20 protein-coding genes are annotated in these 20,582 nt (G+C 55.7%); 5 read left to right on the top strand and 15 right to left on the bottom strand.

Translation table 11 applies throughout. The features are described 5' to 3' along the window. Positions 1–35 precede the first annotated feature (35 nt). Entirely contained in the window at positions 36–1,487 is a 1,452-nt protein-coding gene (locus tag LJN55_RS22480; RefSeq protein ID WP_133846372.1) for an aminotransferase-like domain-containing protein, read from the bottom strand. A gap of 137 nt (positions 1,488–1,624) precedes the next feature. Here LJN55_RS22480 and LJN55_RS22475 point away from each other — a divergent pair, with 137 nt between their 5' ends. Then, positions 1,625–2,212 carry a LysE family translocator gene (locus tag LJN55_RS22475; RefSeq protein ID WP_227535336.1) on the top strand — a complete coding sequence of 196 codons (588 nt, stop codon included), beginning with the start codon at positions 1,625–1,627 and terminating at the stop codon, positions 2,210–2,212. A 42-nt stretch (positions 2,213–2,254) separates the two neighbouring features. On the opposite strand, the gene mqo is transcribed toward LJN55_RS22475, so the two are convergent. Together mqo and LJN55_RS22465 are read right to left on the bottom strand one after the other, a co-directional pair. Beyond that, a complete protein-coding gene (mqo, locus tag LJN55_RS22470) occupies positions 2,255–3,817 on the bottom strand; it encodes a malate dehydrogenase (quinone) (RefSeq protein WP_227535334.1) in 1,563 nt (520 codons plus the stop codon). Between the two features lie 320 nt (positions 3,818–4,137). Next, a complete protein-coding gene (locus LJN55_RS22465; RefSeq protein ID WP_159338326.1) occupies positions 4,138–4,593 on the bottom strand; it encodes a carboxymuconolactone decarboxylase family protein in 456 nt (151 codons plus the stop codon). 59 nt (positions 4,594–4,652) lie between these two features. Here LJN55_RS22465 and pdxR point away from each other — a divergent pair, with 59 nt between their 5' ends. Beyond that, positions 4,653–6,086, top strand: a complete 1,434-nt coding sequence (gene pdxR, locus LJN55_RS22460) for a MocR-like pyridoxine biosynthesis transcription factor PdxR (RefSeq protein ID WP_227535332.1) — start codon at positions 4,653–4,655, stop codon at positions 6,084–6,086. 31 nt (positions 6,087–6,117) lie between these two features. Here the strand turns inward: pdxR and tpiA are convergent, their stop codons facing one another. Next, the gene (tpiA, locus tag LJN55_RS22455; RefSeq protein ID WP_133846367.1) at positions 6,118–6,885 is read right to left on the bottom strand and encodes a triose-phosphate isomerase; all 768 of its coding nucleotides are present in this window, start codon (positions 6,883–6,885) and stop codon (positions 6,118–6,120) included. Between the two features lie 118 nt (positions 6,886–7,003). Then, on the bottom strand, positions 7,004–7,597 hold the full coding sequence (locus tag LJN55_RS22450; RefSeq protein WP_227535330.1) for a YiiQ family protein: 594 nt from the start codon (positions 7,595–7,597) through the stop codon (positions 7,004–7,006). A gap of 91 nt (positions 7,598–7,688) precedes the next feature. On the opposite strand from LJN55_RS22450, the gene LJN55_RS22445 reads away from it, so the two are divergent. Beyond that, positions 7,689–8,132, top strand: a complete 444-nt coding sequence (locus LJN55_RS22445; protein WP_133846365.1) for a DUF805 domain-containing protein — start codon at positions 7,689–7,691, stop codon at positions 8,130–8,132. Here LJN55_RS22445 and fpr read toward each other — a convergent pair. Then, complete coding sequence (fpr, locus tag LJN55_RS22440; RefSeq protein WP_227535328.1) at positions 8,123–8,869, bottom strand: ferredoxin--NADP(+) reductase; 747 nt, start codon at positions 8,867–8,869, stop codon at positions 8,123–8,125. The two genes, LJN55_RS22445 and fpr, sit on opposite strands and share 10 nt — an antisense overlap. A 308-nt stretch (positions 8,870–9,177) precedes the next feature. On the opposite strand from fpr, the gene emrD reads away from it, so the two are divergent. After that, positions 9,178–10,356, top strand: a complete 1,179-nt coding sequence (gene emrD, locus LJN55_RS22435) for a multidrug efflux MFS transporter EmrD (RefSeq protein WP_133846363.1) — start codon at positions 9,178–9,180, stop codon at positions 10,354–10,356. 147 nt (positions 10,357–10,503) lie between these two features. Here emrD and glpX read toward each other — a convergent pair whose 3' ends face one another. From glpX to LJN55_RS22420, 3 genes are all read right to left on the bottom strand, one after another. Further along, the gene (gene glpX / locus LJN55_RS22430) at positions 10,504–11,514 is read right to left on the bottom strand and encodes a class II fructose-bisphosphatase (protein ID WP_133846362.1); all 1,011 of its coding nucleotides are present in this window, start codon (positions 11,512–11,514) and stop codon (positions 10,504–10,506) included. Positions 11,515–11,614: 100 nt separating this feature from the next. Beyond that, positions 11,615–13,129, bottom strand: coding sequence for a glycerol kinase GlpK (gene glpK, locus LJN55_RS22425; protein ID WP_227535326.1), 1,515 nt, complete (start codon positions 13,127–13,129; stop codon positions 11,615–11,617). 34 nt (positions 13,130–13,163) lie between these two features. After that, positions 13,164–14,006, bottom strand: coding sequence for an MIP/aquaporin family protein (locus tag LJN55_RS22420; protein ID WP_227535325.1), 843 nt, complete (start codon positions 14,004–14,006; stop codon positions 13,164–13,166). 445 nt (positions 14,007–14,451) lie between these two features. Between LJN55_RS22420 and zapB the strand changes: the two genes are divergently transcribed. After that, positions 14,452–14,691 carry a cell division protein ZapB gene (zapB, locus tag LJN55_RS22415; RefSeq protein WP_133846359.1) on the top strand — a complete coding sequence of 80 codons (240 nt, stop codon included), beginning with the start codon at positions 14,452–14,454 and terminating at the stop codon, positions 14,689–14,691. A gap of 74 nt (positions 14,692–14,765) precedes the next feature. Here the strand turns inward: zapB and rraA are convergent, their stop codons facing one another. The 6 genes from rraA to cytR all read right to left on the bottom strand — a co-directional run bounded on the left by rraA (position 14,766) and on the right by cytR (position 20,530). Continuing rightward, the gene (gene rraA, locus LJN55_RS22410; RefSeq protein WP_133846358.1) at positions 14,766–15,251 is read right to left on the bottom strand and encodes a ribonuclease E activity regulator RraA; all 486 of its coding nucleotides are present in this window, start codon (positions 15,249–15,251) and stop codon (positions 14,766–14,768) included. A gap of 106 nt (positions 15,252–15,357) precedes the next feature. Then, complete coding sequence (locus tag LJN55_RS22405; RefSeq protein ID WP_227535324.1) at positions 15,358–16,284, bottom strand: 1,4-dihydroxy-2-naphthoate polyprenyltransferase; 927 nt, start codon at positions 16,282–16,284, stop codon at positions 15,358–15,360. A gap of 164 nt (positions 16,285–16,448) precedes the next feature. Next, positions 16,449–17,780 carry an HslU--HslV peptidase ATPase subunit gene (gene hslU / locus LJN55_RS22400; protein WP_167864836.1) on the bottom strand — a complete coding sequence of 444 codons (1,332 nt, stop codon included), beginning with the start codon at positions 17,778–17,780 and terminating at the stop codon, positions 16,449–16,451. 12 nt (positions 17,781–17,792) lie between these two features. Further along, positions 17,793–18,323 (bottom strand): ATP-dependent protease subunit HslV, encoded by a 531-nt coding sequence (gene hslV / locus LJN55_RS22395; protein ID WP_133846355.1) that lies wholly within the window; start codon positions 18,321–18,323, stop codon positions 17,793–17,795. A gap of 90 nt (positions 18,324–18,413) precedes the next feature. Next, complete coding sequence (gene ftsN / locus LJN55_RS22390; RefSeq protein ID WP_227535323.1) at positions 18,414–19,313, bottom strand: cell division protein FtsN; 900 nt, start codon at positions 19,311–19,313, stop codon at positions 18,414–18,416. Between the two features lie 179 nt (positions 19,314–19,492). Next, positions 19,493–20,530, bottom strand: coding sequence for a DNA-binding transcriptional regulator CytR (gene cytR / locus LJN55_RS22385; RefSeq protein WP_227535322.1), 1,038 nt, complete (start codon positions 20,528–20,530; stop codon positions 19,493–19,495). Positions 20,531–20,582: the final 52 nt, after the last annotated feature.

Genomic DNA, 20,582 nt, shown 5'->3' with positions numbered 1-20,582 from the left:
TTGCGGTCGACCCGCAGTGGCGTCACACCACGCCGTTACATCCCCGCCGCAATGCCACTCATTTCACACGCCAGCGCGCCCGTGCGTTTCAGCGCCCAGGTATAGCGTTCGTCAAAGGGATAACAGCAGGAGAGGCGCAGTGCATTGTTGCAGCGTTCGGAGAGGGTGTAGAGCGCACCCGGCGTCAGGCAAATCTTCTCCTGCAACAGACGATGGAACAGTTCCACGCTATCGACGTTACCCGGCAGCTCAACCCAGAAGACAAAGCCACCGCTCGGGCGCGTGGCCCGCGTTCCCTGAGGAAAATGGCGGGCGATAATACCGCGGGCCTCTTCCAGCTGCGCGGCGTAACGACGGCGCAGTGAGCGCAGATGATGGTCGTAGCCACCTGACTCGAGAAAATGCCCCAGCGCTTCCGACAGCAGGCGAGACTCTGCCAGTGAAGAGACGGCTTTCAGCCGCGCCAGCTGCTGGCTGAAACGCCCGGCGGCAATCCAGCCAAGGTGGAAGTCGGGGGCAACCGTTTTGGTAAAACTGGTGCAGTACATCACCCAGCCGCCATCATCGAAGGCTTTTACTGCGGGCGTCAGCGGCCAGCAGAATTGCAGTTCAGTGTACAGCCCGTCTTCCAGCAGCGGCACCTGATAGTGATTGACCAGCCGCGCCAGCCGTTTTTTGCCATCCAGCGTCATGCTACTGCCTAACGGGTTCTGCGCATTTGGCATGGCGATCAGCGCCTGGATACGTTTTTCCTGTAACAACAGCTCCAGCGCATCCAGCGACAACCCGTACTGTGGGTCCGTTGGGATTTCCACCACTTTCAGACCGAGGCTGGCCAGCAGCGGGAACAGATAGAAATAGGTGGGTGTTTCCACGCCGACGCAGTCGCCAGGCTGTGTGACGGCACGCAGCCCGAGTTGCAGCGCTTCCATACAGCCATGCGTCAGGGTGATGTCTTCTGCGCTAAGGGTGATGCCCAGTTCCATTGAGCGGCGTGCGATTTCACGTCTCAGACGCAGACTGCCGGGGGGGAGCGCATAGCGGCCAATGAGTTCGGGCTCCCTGCGCAGAAGCGAGGCAATAATGCGGCTGATTTTCCCTGTCGGGAAAAAATCCCCGCTCTGGGGACAGGCCAGCGAGATATTGGTGTAGTCACTGTGGTTCTGTGCGGCGAACACTGCATCAATCAGATCGAGTTTTTCGCTGCTGGGGGAACGTACGCTGGTGCGCTGAAAAGAGGGCCGGGCCAGCGAAGGCAGCGTGTCGCGCACGTAGTACCCTGACTGCGGGCGAGCTTCAATCAGCCCGCGATCTTCCAGGATGCCATAGGCGGTGAGCACGGTGTTGACGCTGACCTGATGGTTGCTGGCACAGCGGCGAATCGCGGGCAGGCGGCTGCCGGGCATAAAGGTGCCCTGATGGATGGCCTCCGCCAGCGTTTCTGCCAGCTGATGGTACAACGTGATCGGCGGTTCGACGATGGACACAATGTGCTCCTCAACCTGTGGGTACAGTGACTATGTTTGACGTATTGTACTCATAACAATAGCGGGTTTCTGCATCTGTTACCATTGCTGACGGCTGATTACACTGAGGCTCTCACTTGGAATGCAGGACAGAAATCATGCTTGATCCCTCTTTTATCAGCTACGTCACGGTGATGTCGATCACCCCAGGCCCGAACAATCTGATGCTGGCCACGTCAGGCGTGAACTTTGGCATACGCCGTACACTGCCGATGGTCAGCGGCATTATGGTCGGCTGCGGATTACAGACGGCGCTTGCGGGGGCGATGCTTGAGGTATTACTGCAATGGATGGGCGCGATACGTCTGCCGTTGACTCTGCTCGGCTGTACCTACCTGCTGTGGCTGTCGTGGAAGATCTTCCGCTCTGGTGCGCCGGAGTTACGTGAGAAAGCGCGGCCAATGACGTTTGTCGGTGGGGCATTGTTCCAGGCCGTGAATCCTAAAGCCTGGCTGATGGCGATCAACGTGGCGCTGATGTACACCGTGAACAGTACGATTCTGACGGTGATGCTGAGTTTTATGGCGCTGAACCTGCCGTGCATTCTGATCTGGGCAATGATGGGCGATCGGCTGGGAAAACATCTGCAGGTGGCGTGGAAACTTCAGCTGTTTAACGGCGTGATGGCGCTGTCATTGCTGGTCACCACGGTGTGGATGCTGGTGGAGGCATTCCAGCTGTCATAATCAGCGGAGAAGAGGGGCAGGCATGCCTGACCCCTACACAGATTACTTGCCGACCACGGAATCCACTGCAACAACGGGTTCGTCATTCGCGGCCGGATTCATTGGCGTGTAATCCAGCTGCAGAATACGGCTGGTTTCGGCCAGCTCACGCTCGGTGGCTGCCACATTGCCATTCAGTTTCTGACCGTAGAAAGGAATGATCGCCTTCAGCTTGCTCTGCCATTCCGGCGATGCCATCTGGTCTTTGAACACTTTGCTCATCAGGTCCAGCATGATCGGTGCCGCCGTAGAGGCGCCCGGAGAGGCACCCAGCAGTGCCGAAATCGTGCCATCCTGTGAGGTGACCACTTCCGTCCCCAGCTTCAGCACGCCGCCTTTGTTGGCATCCTTCTGAATGATCTGCACGCGCTGGCCAGCTTTCACCAGGCGCCAGTCGGCTTTTTGGGCGTCCGGGAAGTATTCGCGTACGGCGTTGATGCGGTCATCTTCGTTCAGCATCACCTGACCGACCAGATATTTCACCAGGTCAAAGTTATCCAGGCCAACGCGTACCATCGGCATCAGGTTGGATGGCGTGATGGAACCGAACATATCCCACAGTGAACCCTGTTTCAGGAACTTGGTGGAGAACGTGGCGAACGGCCCGAACAACAGCACCTGCTTGCCATCCAGCGTGCGGGAGTCAAGATGCGGTACAGACATCGGCGGGGCACCCACCGACGCTTTGCCATACACCTTAGACTGATGACGCTTCACCACTTCCGGGTTATCGGTCACGAGGAACTCACCACCGACCGGGAAGCCGGCATAGTTTTTCGCTTCCGGAATACCGGACTCCTGCAACAGCGTCAGCGCTGCCCCACCGGCGCCGATAAACACGTATTTCGCCCTGATGATTGTTTTCTCATCGTTATTCTTCAGGTCGGATACGGTGACGCTCCAGGTGCCATCGTCATTGCGTTTAATCGCACGCACTTCATGGCTGGTCTGACGTTCAAAGTTTTTGCTCTGCTGTAGCGATGCCACCAGCTGGCGGGTGATTTCACCGAAATTCACATCGGTTCCGGTCGGAATACGGGTCGCCGCGACTTTCTGCGCGCTGTCACGACCTTCCATCACCAGTGGCACCCACTCTTTAATCTGATCCGGGTCTTCAGAGAACTCCATCCCGCGAAACAGAGTGCTCTGTTGCAAGGCGGTAAAGCGCTTCTTCAGGAAATCGACGTTCTCTTCGCCCCAGACGAAACTCATATGCGAGACGCTGGTGACAAAGCTGCGGGGATCGCGCAGGACATTACGCTGCACCTGGTGTGCCCAGAAACGACGGGAAACCTGGAAGGCTTCGTTAATTTCCACCGCTTTTTTGATATCGACAGAACCGTCTGCGTTCTCTGGGGTGTAGTTCAGCTCCATCAGAGCGGAATGGCCGGTACCGGCATTATTCCAGCCGTTTGAGCTCTCTTCGGCTACACCATCCAGACGCTCTACCATGCTGATGCGCCATTCTGGCTCCAGCTCTTGCAGGTAGGTACCGAGTGTTGCGCTCATCACGCCACCCCCGATCAGTAATACATCGACGTGCTTCTCTACTGCCAGTTTGCGCATGAGACGACATCTCCGTGTTGAAGGAAATCAACATGTTAAGTAGAGAAGCAGTGGCAGGCCTTCTGGAACCCGTCTGACTGCTTCGCCCTTTCTGGATTGCTGACAGCGAAAATCCACATGAATTCAAAGTGTTTAATCGCTGTTCAAAAGCGTCAGAAATATAGCATTGTTACGGGGTAATTAAAAAAGTGTTTAAAGATTAAAAATGAGAATGATGAGCGTTAAAAAATAAGCAACATTGATACGGGCCGTTGAACGGCCCGCCAGGGCGAAGGATATCCCACAGGATAATGAGGGGTAACTATTTGAACAGAATGAAGTTAAGAGCGAGGAGCACTGTCCGGCAATTTACGCAGGGCGATCGCCAGTCGGTTGTAAGCATTCATTAAACCAATGGTGATCGTGAGGTCGGTGATCTCTTTGTCACTAAATTCCGCTTGCACCTGAGCAAAAACCGCGTCCGGCGCGTGGGTCTGTGCAATCAGCGTCAATGATTCTGCCCAGGCCAGCGCCGCCTGTTCACGTGGGGAGAACCAGTTACCCGCTTCGCGCCAGACTTTGGTGAGCACAATTTTGTCCCAGGGCAGTCCCGCTTTATGTAACGCTTTGGTGTGCATGTCGATACAGTAAGCACAGCCGTTGATCTCAGAGACGCGCAGGAAGGCCAGCTCAATAATATCGTGTGGCAAACCGCTTTGCGTGACATAGCCTGAGACACCTGCCAGTGCTTTCATACCCGCGGGTGAAGTGGTGTAGAAGTTGATACGTTCGCTCATTGCCTTGTCCTTTTATCTGGGTAGGGCGCTATTCTCATCTGTTTTATGGGCAGCTAAAAGTGCCAGGAATTCATAAAAATAATGGTCCATCCGTTCCCGATATTCTGCTGCGGCGCGATACGGGCCACTCGCTGAGTGAGCAGATCCGTCAGGGGATCACGCAGGCGATTGATGAAGGGCGTCTGAAGCCCGGATCGCGCGTCCCCTCCTGCCGCGATCTGGCCGCACAGCTTGGTGTGGCACGTGGCACGGTACGCGCAGCGTATGACATGCTGGTCGACAGTCAGCGGCTGGTGACGAAAGGATCGGCGGGCACCTGGGTGAGCGAGGTTCACCACTCACCGGGAAAAAATCTGCTGTCGGATACGGCAGTGATGGCACCGCTGGCGGCGGTTATCCACGCTTTCGATCGTCCGCCGCTGACGTTTCAGATGGGCGTGCCTGCCAACGATGCCTTTCCTGCCAAGGTCTGGTCGCGCATTCTCACGCGTCATGCCCGGGAAATGGTGAGTAAACCGATCGGCTATTCCGATCCGCGCGGCAGCCTGGCACTGCGGGAACAACTGGTCAGCTATCTGTCGATGGCTCGCGGCATACGTTGTCAGGCTTCGCAGGTGATGATCACCAATGGTTATGCCGGGGCGCTGGGGCTGATCTGCCTGGCGCTGGGTTTGCGTGGCAAGTCGGTATGGACAGAAGACCCCGGTTATCTGCTGGCCCGTAAAGCGCTAACGCTTGCCGGTGTCGAAGCCGTTCCCGTTGCCGTGGATGAGCAAGGACTGTGCGTGGCGGAAGGAATACGGCTGGCGGCAGATGCCGCTGCGGTGTTGGTTACGCCGGGTCAGCAGGCCCCGTTAGGTATGACGCTGTCGTTGGAACGGCGAGCGGCGCTGCTGGCGTGGGCGGAACGCCAGGCAAGCTGGATTATTGAAGATGACTATCTCGGTGAGTTGCAGTTGGAAGGGCGGGCGGCCCCGGCACTGGCTGCGCTGGATGAGGGGCGCGTGCTGCATATTGGTACTTTCAGTAAAAACCTCAGCCCGTCGCTGCGTCTGGGTTATCTGGTTGTTCCGGCATCACAGGCGGCACATTTTGCTGAGGCAGCTGCGCTGCTGGCACCCGCCTCGTCCTTTGTGCTGCACAACGCGGTGGCTGAATTTCTGCATGAAGGCCACTTTATGCGTCATTTACGCCGGATGAAGCGGCTGTACAACGAACGGCTGGTGGCGCTGCTGGCAGCACTGCAACCGCTGTTCCCGCAGGCAACGCGTGCGGCACTGGCGGTGATCATTGCGCTGCCGGAGGGATGCCAGGATACGCGCATCGCGCATGAAGCACTGGCGTTTGGCATGGCGCCAACACCGCTGTCGGTGTGGTATCAGGATGAGGGGCGTCGTCGTTATGGGCTGGTGCTGAGTGTGACGAATATGCCACATGAAGGGTTTGAGGCGTGTGCGCAACGGCTGAAAATGCTGGTTGGCACATTCGGTTAAATCCTGCCCCGGGGAGGGGCAGGAGGCATCATCAGGCTTTTTTCGCTGCAGCGGCAGCTTTAACGATCACCGCGAAAGCATCCGCTTTCAGTGATGCGCCGCCCACGAGGGCACCGTCGATGTCTGGCTGAGCAAACAGCTCTGCCGCATTTTTATCGTTCACAGAACCGCCGTACTGGATGATGACCTGAGCGGCCACCGCAGCATCTTTCTTCGCAATATGGTCACGAATGAATTTGTGAACGGCCTGAGCCTGAGCCGGAGTGGCAGATTTGCCGGTACCGATAGCCCATACAGGTTCGTAAGCGACAACCACGCCGTTGAACGCGTCAGCGCCCAGGGTGTTCAGCACGGCATCGATCTGACGTGCGCACACTTCTTCGGTTTTGCCCGCTTCGTTTTCTGCATCAGTTTCGCCGATGCACAGTACAGGGATCAGACCGGCTGCTTTCAGCACAGCGAATTTTTTCGCGATCAGCTCATCGCTCTCAGCGTGATAAGTACGACGCTCAGAGTGGCCGATGATGATGTATTGCGCGCCCAGATCTTTCAGCATGTCGGCAGAGACTTCACCGGTGAAAGCGCCAGACAGGTTAACGTCAACGTTCTGCGCACCCAGTGCGATATGGCTACCGGAAATGGCATGTTTCGCCTGATCCAGATACATAACAGGCGGAGCAATCGCCACACCACAACCATCAACACCGCTCAACTCGGTACGCAGACCGGCGATCAGCTCGTTGACCATGTGTTTGTTGCCGTTCAGTTTCCAGTTACCCATAACTAATGGATGTCGCATTGTATCCTCCACGCTTAGAGAGTATTAAAGCTGCCAGCAGGCAGCATTGTCTGCCAGACAGTATAGAGATCAAACATCGGAAAGGCTTTGCTTTTCGTCATCCTTTGGGCCTGTCGTCTCAGGGTGTGCTCAAGGCCAGTTTCAACGGTTCCACCGCAAAGGTTAATCCTTTATCGCCGTTATCGGCCACGATATAGCGCAGTGCCCCTTCGGTCTGTTGGTAAAAGCGAGAGCCTTTGCCTTTGGTCACCAGCGCCTCGGCACGTTTCTGGCTTTGGGCTTCACTCAGCATCGGTTCAAAGTAATGAATCAGCGCCGCGATGTACGCCAGCGCTTTATCGCGTGAGGCTTTCTGTTCCGGGCCAGGAATGGGCAACCAGGTGATCTGCAACGTTTTGATTTTTCCCGTGCCTTGTTCCAGTGCAGTCGACGAATAAAGATTTTCGTTGATCTTGCTGGCAGCACGCGTCAGATTGCTTTTATCATTCCTGCTGTCAATGGCGCGATATTCACTTAACGGTAACGTTTTATTGGCAGCATTATACTTTTCGCGAAACTGGCCGATAGTCATATCAAAGGTGGGGGCGCCGGCCTGTAAGTAGGGCGCGCCAGGCAAATGCTCAATCCGATCCTGCGGGTCCGGATCGGCGTGTGCCGCAGCGATCGTCATTGCGGATAGCAGTGCAACTGCTGCCAAAATCGCGTTCTTCATTTCAATGACCCTAACCAGTAAACTCAGCCCAAGATTAAAACGGACAATGACCGGCAAAGTCAAAGGGCACCCGGACTCTGAGATAAAAATAATGACGTTACAGCAATGGTGTTTCTCTTTTCGTGGTCGCCTGGGACGGCGCGACTTCTGGATCTGGCAGGTGGCCTGGCTGCTGATGCTGGTGCTGCTCTTTACGCTGGCAGGCAATGGTCTGTTGGATACGCAGACGGCAGCTTTCTGCGTGGTGGCCCTGCTGTGGCCCACCAGCGCTGTCATGGTAAAACGACTGCACGACCGTAACAAAGGCGGCCAGTGGGCGCTGCTGTTTATCGTCGCCTGGATGCTGATGGCCGGGCACTGGGCGATATTGCCGGCAGATGCGCAGTGGCTGGTGGGCCGTTTTATTCCCACATTGATCATGGTCGGTATGGTGGTTGAACTGGGCGGTTTTGCGGGTACACCGGGTGATAACCGGTTTGGCAAAGCGACGCAGCCTGTGGTGTATCTGCGCCGCCGCTCACCGGATTACCAGTAATGTTCGCTGGTGATATGCCCGGGTTTGCGCTTGAGATGTTTACGCATGCCGCGGGTTTCTTTTAAAACTTGCTGGGTATCGCGCACCATTTGCGGGTTGCCACACAGCATGACATGGCTGTGTTCGGCATCGATGCTCAGCCCGGTCACCGCTTCCAGCTGGCCACTCTCTATCAGCGCGGGCACTCTGCCCGTCAGTGAGCCCGGGCTCTCTTCGCGACTGACCACGGTTTGAATCTGGAGTTTCCCAACGTAACGCTGCTGTAATGCCTGCATCACTGGCAGATAACTCAGATCTTGTGCATAGCGTGCGGCATGGACCAGTACGATATTTTTGAAGCGCTCCAGCCCTTTTCCTTCCTGTAAAATCGACAGATACGGCCCGATGGCGGTGCCGGTTGCCAGCATCCACAGCGTTTCACACTCAGGGATTTCATCCAGTACAAAGAAGCCCTGAGCATCCTGGGTAATCATCACTTCATCGCCGGGTTTCAACGCATGCAGTCGTGGGCTGAGTTTCCCTTCCGGCACGGTGACCAGGTAGAACTCCAGATTTTCATTGCTGGGCGCATTCACAAAGGAATAGGCGCGCACCACACGTTCGCCGTCAATTTCCAGTGCCAACTTGGCATATTGCCCGGCGGTAAACGGGTCGATGGGAGCGGTCACCGTCAGGCTGAACAGACTGTCGGTCCAGTCGGTGACATGTTTAACGCGGGCGTTGACCCATACGGCCATAAAAAACTCCTTCATTCGCTTGCGACATAAGTGACGTCTCTGCGGCTATCTTCGCCAGCCATCGGTTTTTTTTCCACCCGACGGCCCGGGTGAAAGCTCATATCGACAAAGTATGAGCACTATTTAAACGTAGCGTAAAAAATTTTTTACAGACACGCCTGCTTTTACTGACAGTGGCGCCAGCGTTATTTACCGCGCCCCCCTCGCTTTGCTACGCATTCCTGATATTTTCAGCGCCATTGTGCCGGTATGACTGGCCACCCTTGCTGGTTGGGTGAGTTTCCGCTTTTTAGAAGAGTCGTAACGTAATGAAAAAAATAGAAAATGGCCATTTGCTGGTGATGCTGATGGCATTGCTGGCGGTGGGACAGATGGCGCAGACGATCTATGTTCCGGCGATGTCGACCATTGCTGATGTCTTCCATGTACGCGATGGTGCGGTACAACGGGTGATGGCTGCCTATCTGATGGCTTACGGTGCCTCGCAGCTGTTTTACGGCCCGCTGTCTGACAGTATCGGGCGTCGCCCGGTGATCCTGATGGGAATGGCGGTGTTTATTGCCGGATCGCTCACCGCACTGTTGGCAGGCAGTCTGAATGGCCTGGTGCTGGGGGCTGCTATTCAGGGAATGGGCACGGGTGTTGCCGGGGTGATGGCGCGCACAATGCCGCGTGATCTCTACGCCGGTAGTGCGCTGCGTCAGGCCAACAGCCTGCTTAACATGGGAATTTTGGTCAGTCCGTTGATTGCTCCCGTGATTGGTGCCGGGCTGACACACCTGTTTGGCTGGCGCGCTTGTTTCGCTTTTTTACTGCTGTTGTGCCTGATTGTTGCTGGCGTGATGCTGCGTTGGCTGCCGGAAACGCGTCCCGCAGGACAGCAGACACGCCCGCTGTTCTCCCGTTACCGTCCACTGCTGGCCGACAGCAGTTTTGTCCGTTATCTGGTGATTCTGATCGGTGCGCTGTCTGGGATTGCGGTGTTTGAGGCCAGCTGTGGCGTGCTGATGGGAGGTGTACTGGGTATGAGCAGCCTCGCCGTCAGCGTGTTGTTTATATTGCCCCTGCCTGCGGCCTTCTTTGGTGCCTGGTTTGCCGGGCGCAGTGAGAAACCCTTCACCACGGTGATGTGGTATGCGGTGAACAGCTGCCTGCTGGCGGGCGTGATGATGTGGATCCCCGGCTGGCTGGGCGTGATGAATCTGTGGACGCTGATTGTGCCGGCATCGCTGTTCTTTTTCGGTGCCGGGATGCTGTTTCCGCTGGCAACGACGGGTGCAATGGAGCCCTGGCCGTATATGGCGGGCACCGCCGGAGCGCTGGTGGGGGGATTACAGAATCTTGGTTCTGGGCTGGTCGCGTGGCTGTCTGCGCTGTTGCCGCAAACCGGTCAGTTCAGCCTGGGGATGCTGATGTTTGCCACTGCGCTGCTGATCCTGCTGTGCTGGCTGCCGCTGTCAAAACATCCACAGCCGCACGCGGTGTAAGGCTGTCATTTACCCGCTTTGGTACCGGGCGAGGCGTGCCTCGCCCCTACGGTCTCAGAGGCCGTGTAGGGACCCCTAGGGTCTCAGAAGCCGTGTAGGGGTCGGGCATGCCCGACCCGCATTGACACCTACTGAGACGGTAGACGATCACAAAATATACGGGTGCAGGCTTTCGTCTTTCAGATCGAGGTAATGGATCGACTGAATACGGCGGATGGTGCGGGATTTACCACGTATCAGCAGCGTTTCAGTGGTCGCCATATTGCCCTGACGGGTGATGCCTTTTAACAGGTCGCCGCTGGTAATGCCGGTCGCGGAGAAAACCACGTTGTCGTTGCGCGCCATCTCTTCCAGCTTCAGCACCTGTCCGGCAGCAATCCCCATTTCCGCACAGCGTGACAGCTCCTGTTCGCCCAACTGACGGTTCTCAGGGGTATCACCCTTAACGTCATGACGTGCCAGCAGACGAGCCTGCATATCGCCATCCAGCGCACGGATCACCGCTGCGGAGACTACGCCTTCCGGTGCGCCACCGATGCCGTACATCACGTCGACTTCGCTGTCCGGCATGCAGGTCAGGATCGACGCGGCAACATCACCGTCCGGGAACGTAAATACGCGTACGCCAAGCTGTTGCAGGCTGGCAATCACCGCATCGTGGCGTGGTTTCGCCAGCAGGGTCACGGTCAGTTCTGTCAGGGATTTATTCAGGGCACGGGCAACGCGTTGCAGGTTCTCTTCCAGCGGCAGGTTAAGGTCAATAGCGCCTTTAGCCCCAGGACCGACCACCAGCTTCTCCATATACATATCCGGTGCGTGCAGGAAGGTGCCTTTGTCCCCGACGGCCATGACCGCCAGTGCATTGGCCTGCCCCAGTGCGGTCATGCGCGTACCTTCAATGGGATCGACGGCAATATCCACCGCATCACCGTTGCCTGTCCCGACTTTCTCGCCGATATACAGCATCGGCGCTTCATCAATTTCCCCTTCGCCAATCACGATCTGACCGTCGATATCCACTTTGTTGAGCATGATGCGCATTGCATGTACGGCTGCACCGTCTGCCGCATTTTTATCGCCACGCCCCAGCCACTTATAGCCAGCCAGTGCCGCTGCTTCTGTTACGCGGGAAAATTCAATCGCCAGTTCTCGTTTCATGACATGCCTTTAAGGAAACTAATGAGGCGGGAAGTTTATCACAGGGAGCGGAGCGGGGAAGGGAGATACCCGTGGTCAGGCGACCACGGGCAGGAGATGATTACTTGTCGTCAGCGTCTTCCCATGCCTGCGCACGGGCGACGGCTTTCTTCCATCCTGCGTACAGCACGTTGCGCTGGGTGGTTTCGATGCTTGGGCGGAATTCGCGCTCGATGACGGACTTGGCGCGCACTTCATCCAGATCTTTCCAGAAGCCCACTGCCAGACCGGCAAGGTAAGCAGAACCCAGCGCAGTCACTTCACGCACTTCAGGACGCTCAACGCGCGCACCGAGGATATCGGACTGGAACTGCATCAGGAAGTTGTTCGCCACGGCACCACCGTCAACGCGCAGTGATTGCAGACGGGTGTTGGCATCGTTCTGCATCGCTTCCAGCACGTCACGCGTCTGATAAGCAATGGACTCCAGCGTGGCGCGAATGATGTGGTTAGCATTGGCACCACGCGTCAGGCCGAAGATAGCGCCTCGGGCATACGGGTCCCAGTAGGGGGCACCCAAACCGGTGAATGCAGGCACCATATACACGCCGTTGGTGTCTTTGACTTTGGTGGCGAAATATTCGGAGTCAGTAGAGTCACTGATCAGCTTCATTTCGTCACGCAGCCACTGAATGGATGCACCGCCGATAAACACCGCACCTTCCAGCGCATAGTTCACTTCGCCACGTGGGCCGCAGGCGATGGTGGTCAGCAGGCCATGTGTTGAGGTCACCGCTTCTGTACCGGTGTTCATCAACATAAAGCAGCCCGTGCCATAGGTATTTTTCGCCATACCCGGCTGGACGCACAGCTGGCCATACAGCGCCGCCTGCTGGTCACCCGCAATACCGGCGATTGGAATACGCGTTCCGCCTTTACCACCGATGTTAGTCTGGCCGTAAACCTCTGACGAGGATTTCACTTCCGGCAACATTTGACGCGGGATATCGAGAATGTCCAGCATGCGCTGATCCCACTCCAGCTTGTGAATATTGAACATCATGGTACGGGAGGCGTTGGTGTAGTCGGTGATATGAACCCGTCCCTGCGTCATTTTCCACACCAGCCAGGAGTCGACGGTGCCGAACAGCAGTTCGCCACGGCGTGCACGCTCGCGGGAGCCTTCCACGTGGTCGAGGATCCACTTCACTTTGGTGCCGGAGAAGTACGGGTTAATCACCAGACCCGTGGTATGACGGATGTACTCTTCCAGGCCTTCTTTTTTCAGCTTCGAGCAGTAGTCGGCGGTACGCGGGTCCTGCCAGACGATGGCGTTGTAAATCGGCTTGCCGGTTTCTTTGTCCCACACAATGGTGGTTTCACGCTGATTGGTGATACCAATCGCGGCAATCTCGTCAGAGTTAATGTCCGCATGTGCCAGGACTTCGACCAGGGTGGAGCTCTGTGACGCCCAGATATCCATCGGGTCATGCTCAACCCAACCCGCTTTCGGGTAGATTTGCTGGAATTCACGCTGTGATACCGCAACGATATTGGAGTCATGATCCAGAATCACGGCGCGGGAGCTGGTGGTTCCCTGGTCGAGTGCGACAATGTATTTTTTTTCTACGGTCATAATAGATTCCTGATGGTGTAAGCAATGAGCAGGATTACGCTTTACGCTGTGCAGCGCGCGGTGCTGATTTTTCCTGTTTCTCCACAACCTTACCCGGAAGGTTGTTGGCAATCAGGGCGCGGTAGCCAAAGGCACCGAGGCTTGCACCGATCAGTGGGCCAAAGATCGGAACAAGGAAATACGGAATATCACGGGCACCGGTGAAGGCAACATTACCCCAGCCAGCCACCCAGGCGAACAGCTTAGGTCCGAAATCACGTGCCGGGTTCAGTGCAAAGCCGGTCAGTGGGCCCATTGCGGCACCGATAGTCGCGATCAGTAAACCAATCAGCAGCGGTGCCATCGGGCCACGCGGCAGGCCGTTGCCGTCATCGGTCAGCGCCATAATCAATGCCATCATGATAGCGGTAATAACCATTTCAACCAGGAATGCCTGACCTACACTGATCAGTGGATTTGGATAAGTGGAGAAGACACCGGCGAGATCCAGACTTTCAACGCTGCCGCGTATCATATGATGTGTCTGTTCGTAATCGAGGAAGAGATTGTGATACAGGCCGTACACCAGTGCGGCGGAGCAGAATGCACCCGCTACCTGAGCGATAGCAAACGGCAGCACTTTACGGCCTTCGAAATTGGCGAACAGCCACAGAGCGACGCTGACGGCGGGGTTCAGGTGAGCGCCTGAAATACCGGCGGTAAGATAGACGGCCATCGCAACGGCCAGGCCCCAGACAATACTGATTTCCCATTGACCGAAGCTGGCTCCGGCAACTTTCATTGCGGCCACGCAGCCAGCACCGAAAAAGATGATCGTGGCAGTGCCGAGAAACTCGGCGATGCACTGCCCCTTAAGTGTACTTGTTGTCTGACTCATGATGAATTCCTGAAGGCGAGGTTAATGGTTTAGCTTCTTAGTTTTGCTTCATCCGTGAATCACCCAAATCTTATGTAGGGCTGTTGTGAATTTATCGTTAACGAGCATAAACGAGAAATAGCGAAATCAAAAATTGTGTTCTGTGTCATAAAAATGAGCGTTTTCGCGTCTTTTTGCTTTCCAAAAACGACCTGGTGCGCGTTTGATCGCGTGTGAAATGCGCAATTATTTAACGCTGACCTTACATCAGGAGGGGGAAGATGTTAATGAGACCAGGTATAGACTGAAAATTGTTACAGACTACGCCCTGTAAGGGTTCGCTGCTGGACTTGAGCTGTCGCTCTACTTACAATCGGAGAATCGTTGTTATCCGCGGAATGCCGGTTCATTCCTCACCCCTGCGGCTAGCATCATCAACGCCCTGCGATTAGGAGAGGTTATAGACATGTCATTTGAAGTATTCGAGAAACTGGAAGCGAAAGTGCAGCAGGCGATTGATACCATCACGCTGTTGCAGATGGAAATCGAAGAGCTTAAAGAACAAAACGGTAATTTGAACCAGCAGGTTCAGCAGGCAGCAGGCAGCAGTGATGCGCTGGTGCGTGAAAATCAGCAGTTAAAAGAAGAGCAGCATGTCTGGCAGGATCGTCTGCGGGCTTTGCTGGGAAAAATGGAAGAGGTGTAATGCTGCACCTGGCGTAAAAGCAGGAAGCAAGCAGAAAACGGGTGCCCTGGGGCACCCATTTTATATGTTCGTCTTTATTCGATGTCGAGCGCGTCTTCGGACAGGATCATTCCCGTGTTGTCTGCGTACAGATGATCGCCGGAGAAGAACGTGACGCCACCAAAGTTCACCCGCACGTCGCTTTCACCAATGCCTTCACCTGCAGCCCCGGCAGGAATAGCCGCGATGGCCTGAATGCCGATATCCAGTTCTTCCAGATCATCCACCTGGCGAACAGAACCATACACCACAATGCCTTCCCACTCATTTTGCTGAGCCAGCGTTGCGAGCGCGGCGTCCACCAGCGCACGGCGTACTGAACCACCACCATCAACCAGCAGAACACGACCACGGCCGTTTTCCTCCAGCAAATCATAGAGCAGCCCGTTATCTTCGAAACATTTTACCGTGGTGATTTGCCCACCAAACGAGGTGCGACCACCAAAGTTTGAGAAAAGCGGTTCAACGACATTCACATCTTCATGGTAGATGTCGCACAGTTCTGAAGTATCGTATTTCATAGGGGTTTCGTCTGTTTGCCGCAGGAGGGCTAAGTATATCGCTTAAAGGCCACTGTTGGCAAAATCATCAATTGTTAAAAATTGCGATGGGTCAAGCACATCGCGTTTAGCTGAACACTAAGCCGATGGCAAACAGGATATTGATCAGCAGGGCTGCTTTAACGGTTTTTTCCAGCATGGGTCGCATCGCCAGTGCACTGGTTTCTCGCAAAATGAAACGTCCCTGCTGCCACAACAGAGGTGCCGCGAGCAGGAATAACCAACCCACCGGACGCAGGCCGACCAGCGCACTGTAGAGAGCAAAGCAGGCCAGTGCGGTGGTTAATAGCACGGCATGATAGCGGCGTGCTCCATGTGCACCCAGGCGAACTGCCAGCGTAAATTTCCCATTCTGCCGGTCGCTGTCGATATCGCGCAGGTTGTTGACGTTCAGTACGGCGGTCGCCAGCAGGCCACAGCCACTGGCGGGAAGCAGCAGCAGCAGATCAATCTGGTGTGTTTGCAGATAGCTACTGCCGATGACCCCCAGCCAGCCAAAGAAGATCATCACAGACAGATCCCCAAGGCCAAGATAGCCATAAGGTTTTTTCCCCACGGTATAAGCGATGGCTGCGACTATCGCCAGCGCGCCCATCGCCACAAAGCCGAGGATATCGGCGGGAGACTGGCAGGCCCGCAGGATCAGTAGCAGGCCACAGCCGGTGGTGATGGCCACGGTCAGCATCAGCGCGATGCGCATCTGCTCTTTGGTGATCACCCCTTTCTGCATGCCACGCAACGGCCCGATACGCTGCGGCGTATCGCTGCCTTTCAGCGCATCGCCGTAGTCATTCGCCAGGTTAGAGAGGATCTGTAACAGAGTGGTGGTCAGCAGCGCCAGCAGGGCGATGGAGGGGTCAAAATACCCCTGATGCCACGCCAGAGCGCTACCGGTAATGATCGAGGCACAGGCCAGCGGCAGTGTGCGCAGACGCAGGCTTTCCAACCAGGCCTGGGGCATTGAGAGTGGGGGAGCCAGTTGAGTATTATCCATGACAGGTTGCGCCTCCGATCCGTTTCAGGTCCAGTGCGGCGAGTGCCAGCACGATATCGGTGTCATGGTAAGCGGCTTTTTAACAACGGGAGTTAATCCTGGTCAAGTTGGTGCAGGATATAAAAAAAGGAGGCCGAAGCCTCCTGATGTGTCGAGCCGTTTGCTTACAGGATAAAGCGGCTGAGATCTTCGTCAGCCACCAGCTCGTCGAGATGTTTGCCTACATATTCGGCATCAATGGTAATCGACTGGCCATTCAGGTCGCTGGCGTCGTAGGAGATGTCTTCCATCAGACGCTCCAGGACGGTATGCAGACGACGTGCACCGATGTTTTCAGCGGTCTCATTCACCTGCCATGCCGCCGCAGCAATCTTACTGATGCCGTCAGGGGTAAAGTTAATCTCCACACCTTCCGTGTTCATCAGTGCTTTATACTGCACGGTGATGGAGGCACTTGGTTCGGTGAGGATACGCTCAAAGTCGTGCGTGGTCAGCGCCTGAAGTTCAACGCGGATAGGCAGACGGCCCTGCAACTCAGGGATCAAGTCTGACGGGCTGGCCACCTGGAATGCGCCGGAAGCGATAAACAGGATGTGGTCAGTTTTTACCATGCCGTGTTTTGTCGACACCGTACAGCCTTCGACCAGCGGCAACAGGTCACGCTGTACGCCTTCGCGAGACACGTCAGGACCGGACGATTCACCCCGTTTACAGACTTTGTCGATCTCATCGATAAACACGATACCGTGCTGTTCAACCGCATCGATCGCTTCCTGCTTCAGCTCTTCCGGGTTCACCAGCTTGGCGGCTTCTTCTTCCACCAGCAGTTTCATCGCCTCTTTAATCTTCAGCTTGCGAGGTTTCTGCTTCTGGCCGCCGAGGTTCTGGAACATCGACTGGAGCTGGCTGGTCATCTCTTCCATGCCTGGAGGTGCCATGATTTCTACTCCACCGGATACGGCAGCCAGATCGATTTCGATCTCTTTGTCATCCAGCTGGCCTTCGCGCAGCTTCTTACGGAAGGACTGACGCGCAGCAGAAGGCTCAGGTGCTGCTTCATTTTGGCCCCAGTTATTTTTTGCCGGTGGGATCAACACATCGAGAATGCGCTCTTCGGCCATTTCTTCGGCACGGTAGCGATATTTCTCAATCGCCTGTGAGCGCACCATTTTAATCGCAGAATCGGTCAGATCGCGGATAATCGAATCCACTTCTTTACCCACATAGCCCACTTCGGTGAACTTGGTCGCTTCGACTTTGATGAAAGGGGCGTTAGCCAGTTTTGCCAGGCGGCGGGCAATTTCCGTTTTACCCACCCCGGTTGGGCCGATCATCAGAATGTTTTTTGGCGTCACTTCATGACGCAACTCTTCGTCCAGCTGCATACGGCGCCAGCGGTTACGCAGCGCGATGGCGACGGCACGTTTGGCGCCATCCTGGCCGATGATAAATCTGTTCAGTTCGCTGACAATCTCGCGCGGAGTCATAGCAGACATAAATTAGGATCCTTACGCTTTAGACGGTAATGCTTCGATGGTGAGGTTATGGTTGGTATAGATGCAGATATCACCTGCAATACCTAGCGCTTTTTCCACGATGTCGCGTGCGCCGATATCGGTGTTTTCCAGCAGCGCACGGGCTGCTGCCTGAGCGTAGGGACCGCCCGAACCGATAGCAATTAAGTCGTTTTCTGGCTGGATGACATCCCCGTTACCGGTGATGATCAGCGAGGCATTTTCATCGGCCACGGCCAGCAGTGCTTCAAGCTTGCGCAGCATACGGTCGGTGCGCCAGTCTTTCGCCAGTTCTACGGCGGCTTTCACCAGATGACCCTGGTGCATTTCCAGTTTGCGTTCAAAAAGTTCAAACAGAGTGAAGGCATCGGCGGTACCGCCCGCAAAGCCCGCAATGACTTTGTCATTGTAGAGACGACGCACTTTTTTGACGTTGCCTTTCATCACGGTATTGCCGAGGGTAGCCTGGCCATCACCGCCAATCACTACCTGGCCGTTGCGTCGTACACTTACTATTGTTGTCACGGGCAGACCCCTTATTGCAGTCGGAAGATGACCCCGCACGTTTTGTACGGGGTACTGATGCAATCAGATATGGGGCGGGTTTGAGGGGTTTCAACCCCCGACTGACAGAGGAATACAATTTGAGTGGCCGGAACCACGCAGGCGTTTCAGGGTGCTGTCGGCCGCACTGCGGTTGTTATAGGGGCCGATGACAACCCGATTCCAGCCACCGCCGGTCGTGATCCTGCTTTCAAATCCTTCAAAGGCTAACTGAGCACGAATGGACTCGGCCTGGTCGGTGCCTTTGAAGGAACCACACTGCACCATCCAGCGCTGAGCACTCTCTTTTTCAGCTTCTTTTGGCTTGGTTTCCACTTTCGGCTGTGCAGCAATTTCCGATTTCGGCTGGCGAACAGGTTCGCGGGTGACCGGTGTTATCGGTGCCGGGCGCGGTGTCTGAGTCTGAATCTGTGGCTGCGTGCGCGGCTGCGTTTGCTGCTGCGGCATACGCGACTGCTGCTGAAGCTGGCTTTGCTGCTGCTGACGTTGAATGGTCTGCTGGCGCTGCGCCGGCGTCTGTTCATTCCACGGCACTTCGTTGAGCTGGGTAGGTTGCTGGCGCATATCGGCCTGCATCTGATCCAGGAGCTGACGCTGTTCATCGGTTAACTGGGTCTGGGAATGTGCTTCACCCCCTGACGTGGGCTCTGTTGGCGTAGGAACACCAAGCTGACGGTTCTCCAGCTCTTTAATATAACGCCAGCGTTCTTCCGGTTTGGGTGGCAGACCATTGCCGGTCGCCTTATGGTCGGGGATCACTGGCGTATCTTCTTTTTTATGATGCGCGATAAACCACAAGCCACCGATAAAGGTGACCAGAACGGCAACCGCCAGCACTATCATGATTTTTGATACACCGGATCCACTGCTGCGCTTCTTGCTGCGACTGTTGGTTTTTTTGCGACGCGTCCCTGTCGAACGCCCGCGGCCTACATAATCTTTTTGTGCCACTATCGTTCCGCTAATAATCGATGAAGGTAAGGCCGGGCTAAAAGAGTGAAAATGTGTACCCGATGATAGCCCGCCATGTTACTGAAGGGCCGGAAGTTTGACCAGCAGCGATCTTACTAAGAATCCGCTGATTTTTGCCCAAAACCAGGCATCAAGTGCTACCCGCTATCTGGGGAAAATCAATCTTCGTCGCGCAATGAGGGGGCGGTGCTACCGCGAATTTTCAGCTCGAAGTCCAGCAGGCGTGAACCATTGCTGACCATCCTGCCCTGCAACTGCTCCAGCAAGAGTAGCATCGCTTCGCGACCTATGTTGAAACGCGGCTGGGCAACGGTGGTTAATTGCGGATCGCTGTAGCGTGACAGTTCGATATCATCGAAGCCGATGATTGACAGATCTTTTGGTACGCGCAGGCCCATATTCTTCGCCTGTGACATCGCACCCAGTGCGATGATATCGCTATGACAGAACAAGGCATCGGGCGGTTTCGGCAGGGTCATCAGATGTTTCATCGCCTGCGAACCGGCATCGAAGGTGAAGTCACCCCGCACGATATAGGTCGGGTCGACCGCCATGCCGTGACGGCGCAGAGCCTGAATATAGCCCTGCAGGCGATACTGGCACAGCGGCATCTCTTCCGGGCCGGAGATGCAGGCAATGCGGCGATGTCCGAGCTTTTGCAGGTGGTTAACGGCTTCAAAGGCTGCCGTCAGATTATCGATATGGACCGTTGGCAGTTCCAGCTCCGGTGAAAACTCATTGGCCATCACCATTGGCGGCAGATTACGTTGCTCTTCCACTCCGGTGTCAAAAGGGACATTGGAGCCAAGCAGCACCATGCCGTCGATCTGGCGGGTCAGCATCAGATTAAGAAAGGATTTTTCCTGTTGGTTCTGGTGAGCACAGTCGCCAATCAGTACCAGATACCCTTCAGCCGCCGCCACGACTTCAATGCCACGAATAATTTCACTGAAAAATGGGTCGCAGATATCGGGCACAATCACCAGTACGGTCCGTGATTCACTGCGTCGCGCGCTGCGCGTCATTGAATGCGGGGAGTAGCCGACGGCGATCACCGCCTGTTCAACCTTATAGCGTGTTGCAGCAGAGACCTTTTCCGGATTCATCAGGGCGCGGGAAACCGTCGCCGTTGATACGCCGGCTTTTTCAGCCACGTTTTTCATGGTCACCACGGATGTGTCTTGATTCTGCTCCAACGCTTTTCTCCTCACGCCAGCCCCTGAGCCGACCTGACCAACTAATAACGAT

It is taken from the genome of Erwinia rhapontici, from assembly GCF_020683125.1.
GTDB classification, from domain to species: domain Bacteria; phylum Pseudomonadota; class Gammaproteobacteria; order Enterobacterales; family Enterobacteriaceae; genus Erwinia; species Erwinia rhapontici.
The sequence above is the reverse complement of the archived record's forward strand: the minus strand, read 5'-3'. Positions and strand labels throughout refer to the sequence as shown.

Excerpts from the sequence above, each read along its gene's own strand:
- LJN55_RS22475 (WP_227535336.1), top strand. The coding sequence starts at position 1,625 with ATGCTTGATCCCTCTTTTATCAGCTACGTCACGGTGATGTCGATCACC.
- mqo (WP_227535334.1), bottom strand. The coding sequence starts at position 3,817 with ATGCGCAAACTGGCAGTAGAGAAGCACGTCGATGTATTACTGATCGGG.
- LJN55_RS22465 (WP_159338326.1), bottom strand. The coding sequence starts at position 4,593 with ATGAGCGAACGTATCAACTTCTACACCACTTCACCCGCGGGTATGAAA.
- tpiA (WP_133846367.1), bottom strand. The coding sequence starts at position 6,885 with ATGCGACATCCATTAGTTATGGGTAACTGGAAACTGAACGGCAACAAA.
- LJN55_RS22450 (WP_227535330.1), bottom strand. The coding sequence starts at position 7,597 with ATGAAGAACGCGATTTTGGCAGCAGTTGCACTGCTATCCGCAATGACG.
- LJN55_RS22445 (WP_133846365.1), top strand. The coding sequence starts at position 7,689 with ATGACGTTACAGCAATGGTGTTTCTCTTTTCGTGGTCGCCTGGGACGG.
- fpr (WP_227535328.1), bottom strand. The coding sequence starts at position 8,869 with ATGGCCGTATGGGTCAACGCCCGCGTTAAACATGTCACCGACTGGACC.
- emrD (WP_133846363.1), top strand. The coding sequence starts at position 9,178 with ATGAAAAAAATAGAAAATGGCCATTTGCTGGTGATGCTGATGGCATTG.
- glpX (WP_133846362.1), bottom strand. The coding sequence starts at position 11,514 with ATGAAACGAGAACTGGCGATTGAATTTTCCCGCGTAACAGAAGCAGCG.
- glpK (WP_227535326.1), bottom strand. The coding sequence starts at position 13,129 with ATGACCGTAGAAAAAAAATACATTGTCGCACTCGACCAGGGAACCACC.
- LJN55_RS22420 (WP_227535325.1), bottom strand. The coding sequence starts at position 14,006 with ATGAGTCAGACAACAAGTACACTTAAGGGGCAGTGCATCGCCGAGTTT.
- zapB (WP_133846359.1), top strand. The coding sequence starts at position 14,452 with ATGTCATTTGAAGTATTCGAGAAACTGGAAGCGAAAGTGCAGCAGGCG.
- rraA (WP_133846358.1), bottom strand. The coding sequence starts at position 15,251 with ATGAAATACGATACTTCAGAACTGTGCGACATCTACCATGAAGATGTG.
- LJN55_RS22405 (WP_227535324.1), bottom strand. The coding sequence starts at position 16,284 with ATGGATAATACTCAACTGGCTCCCCCACTCTCAATGCCCCAGGCCTGG.
- hslU (WP_167864836.1), bottom strand. The coding sequence starts at position 17,780 with ATGTCTGCTATGACTCCGCGCGAGATTGTCAGCGAACTGAACAGATTT.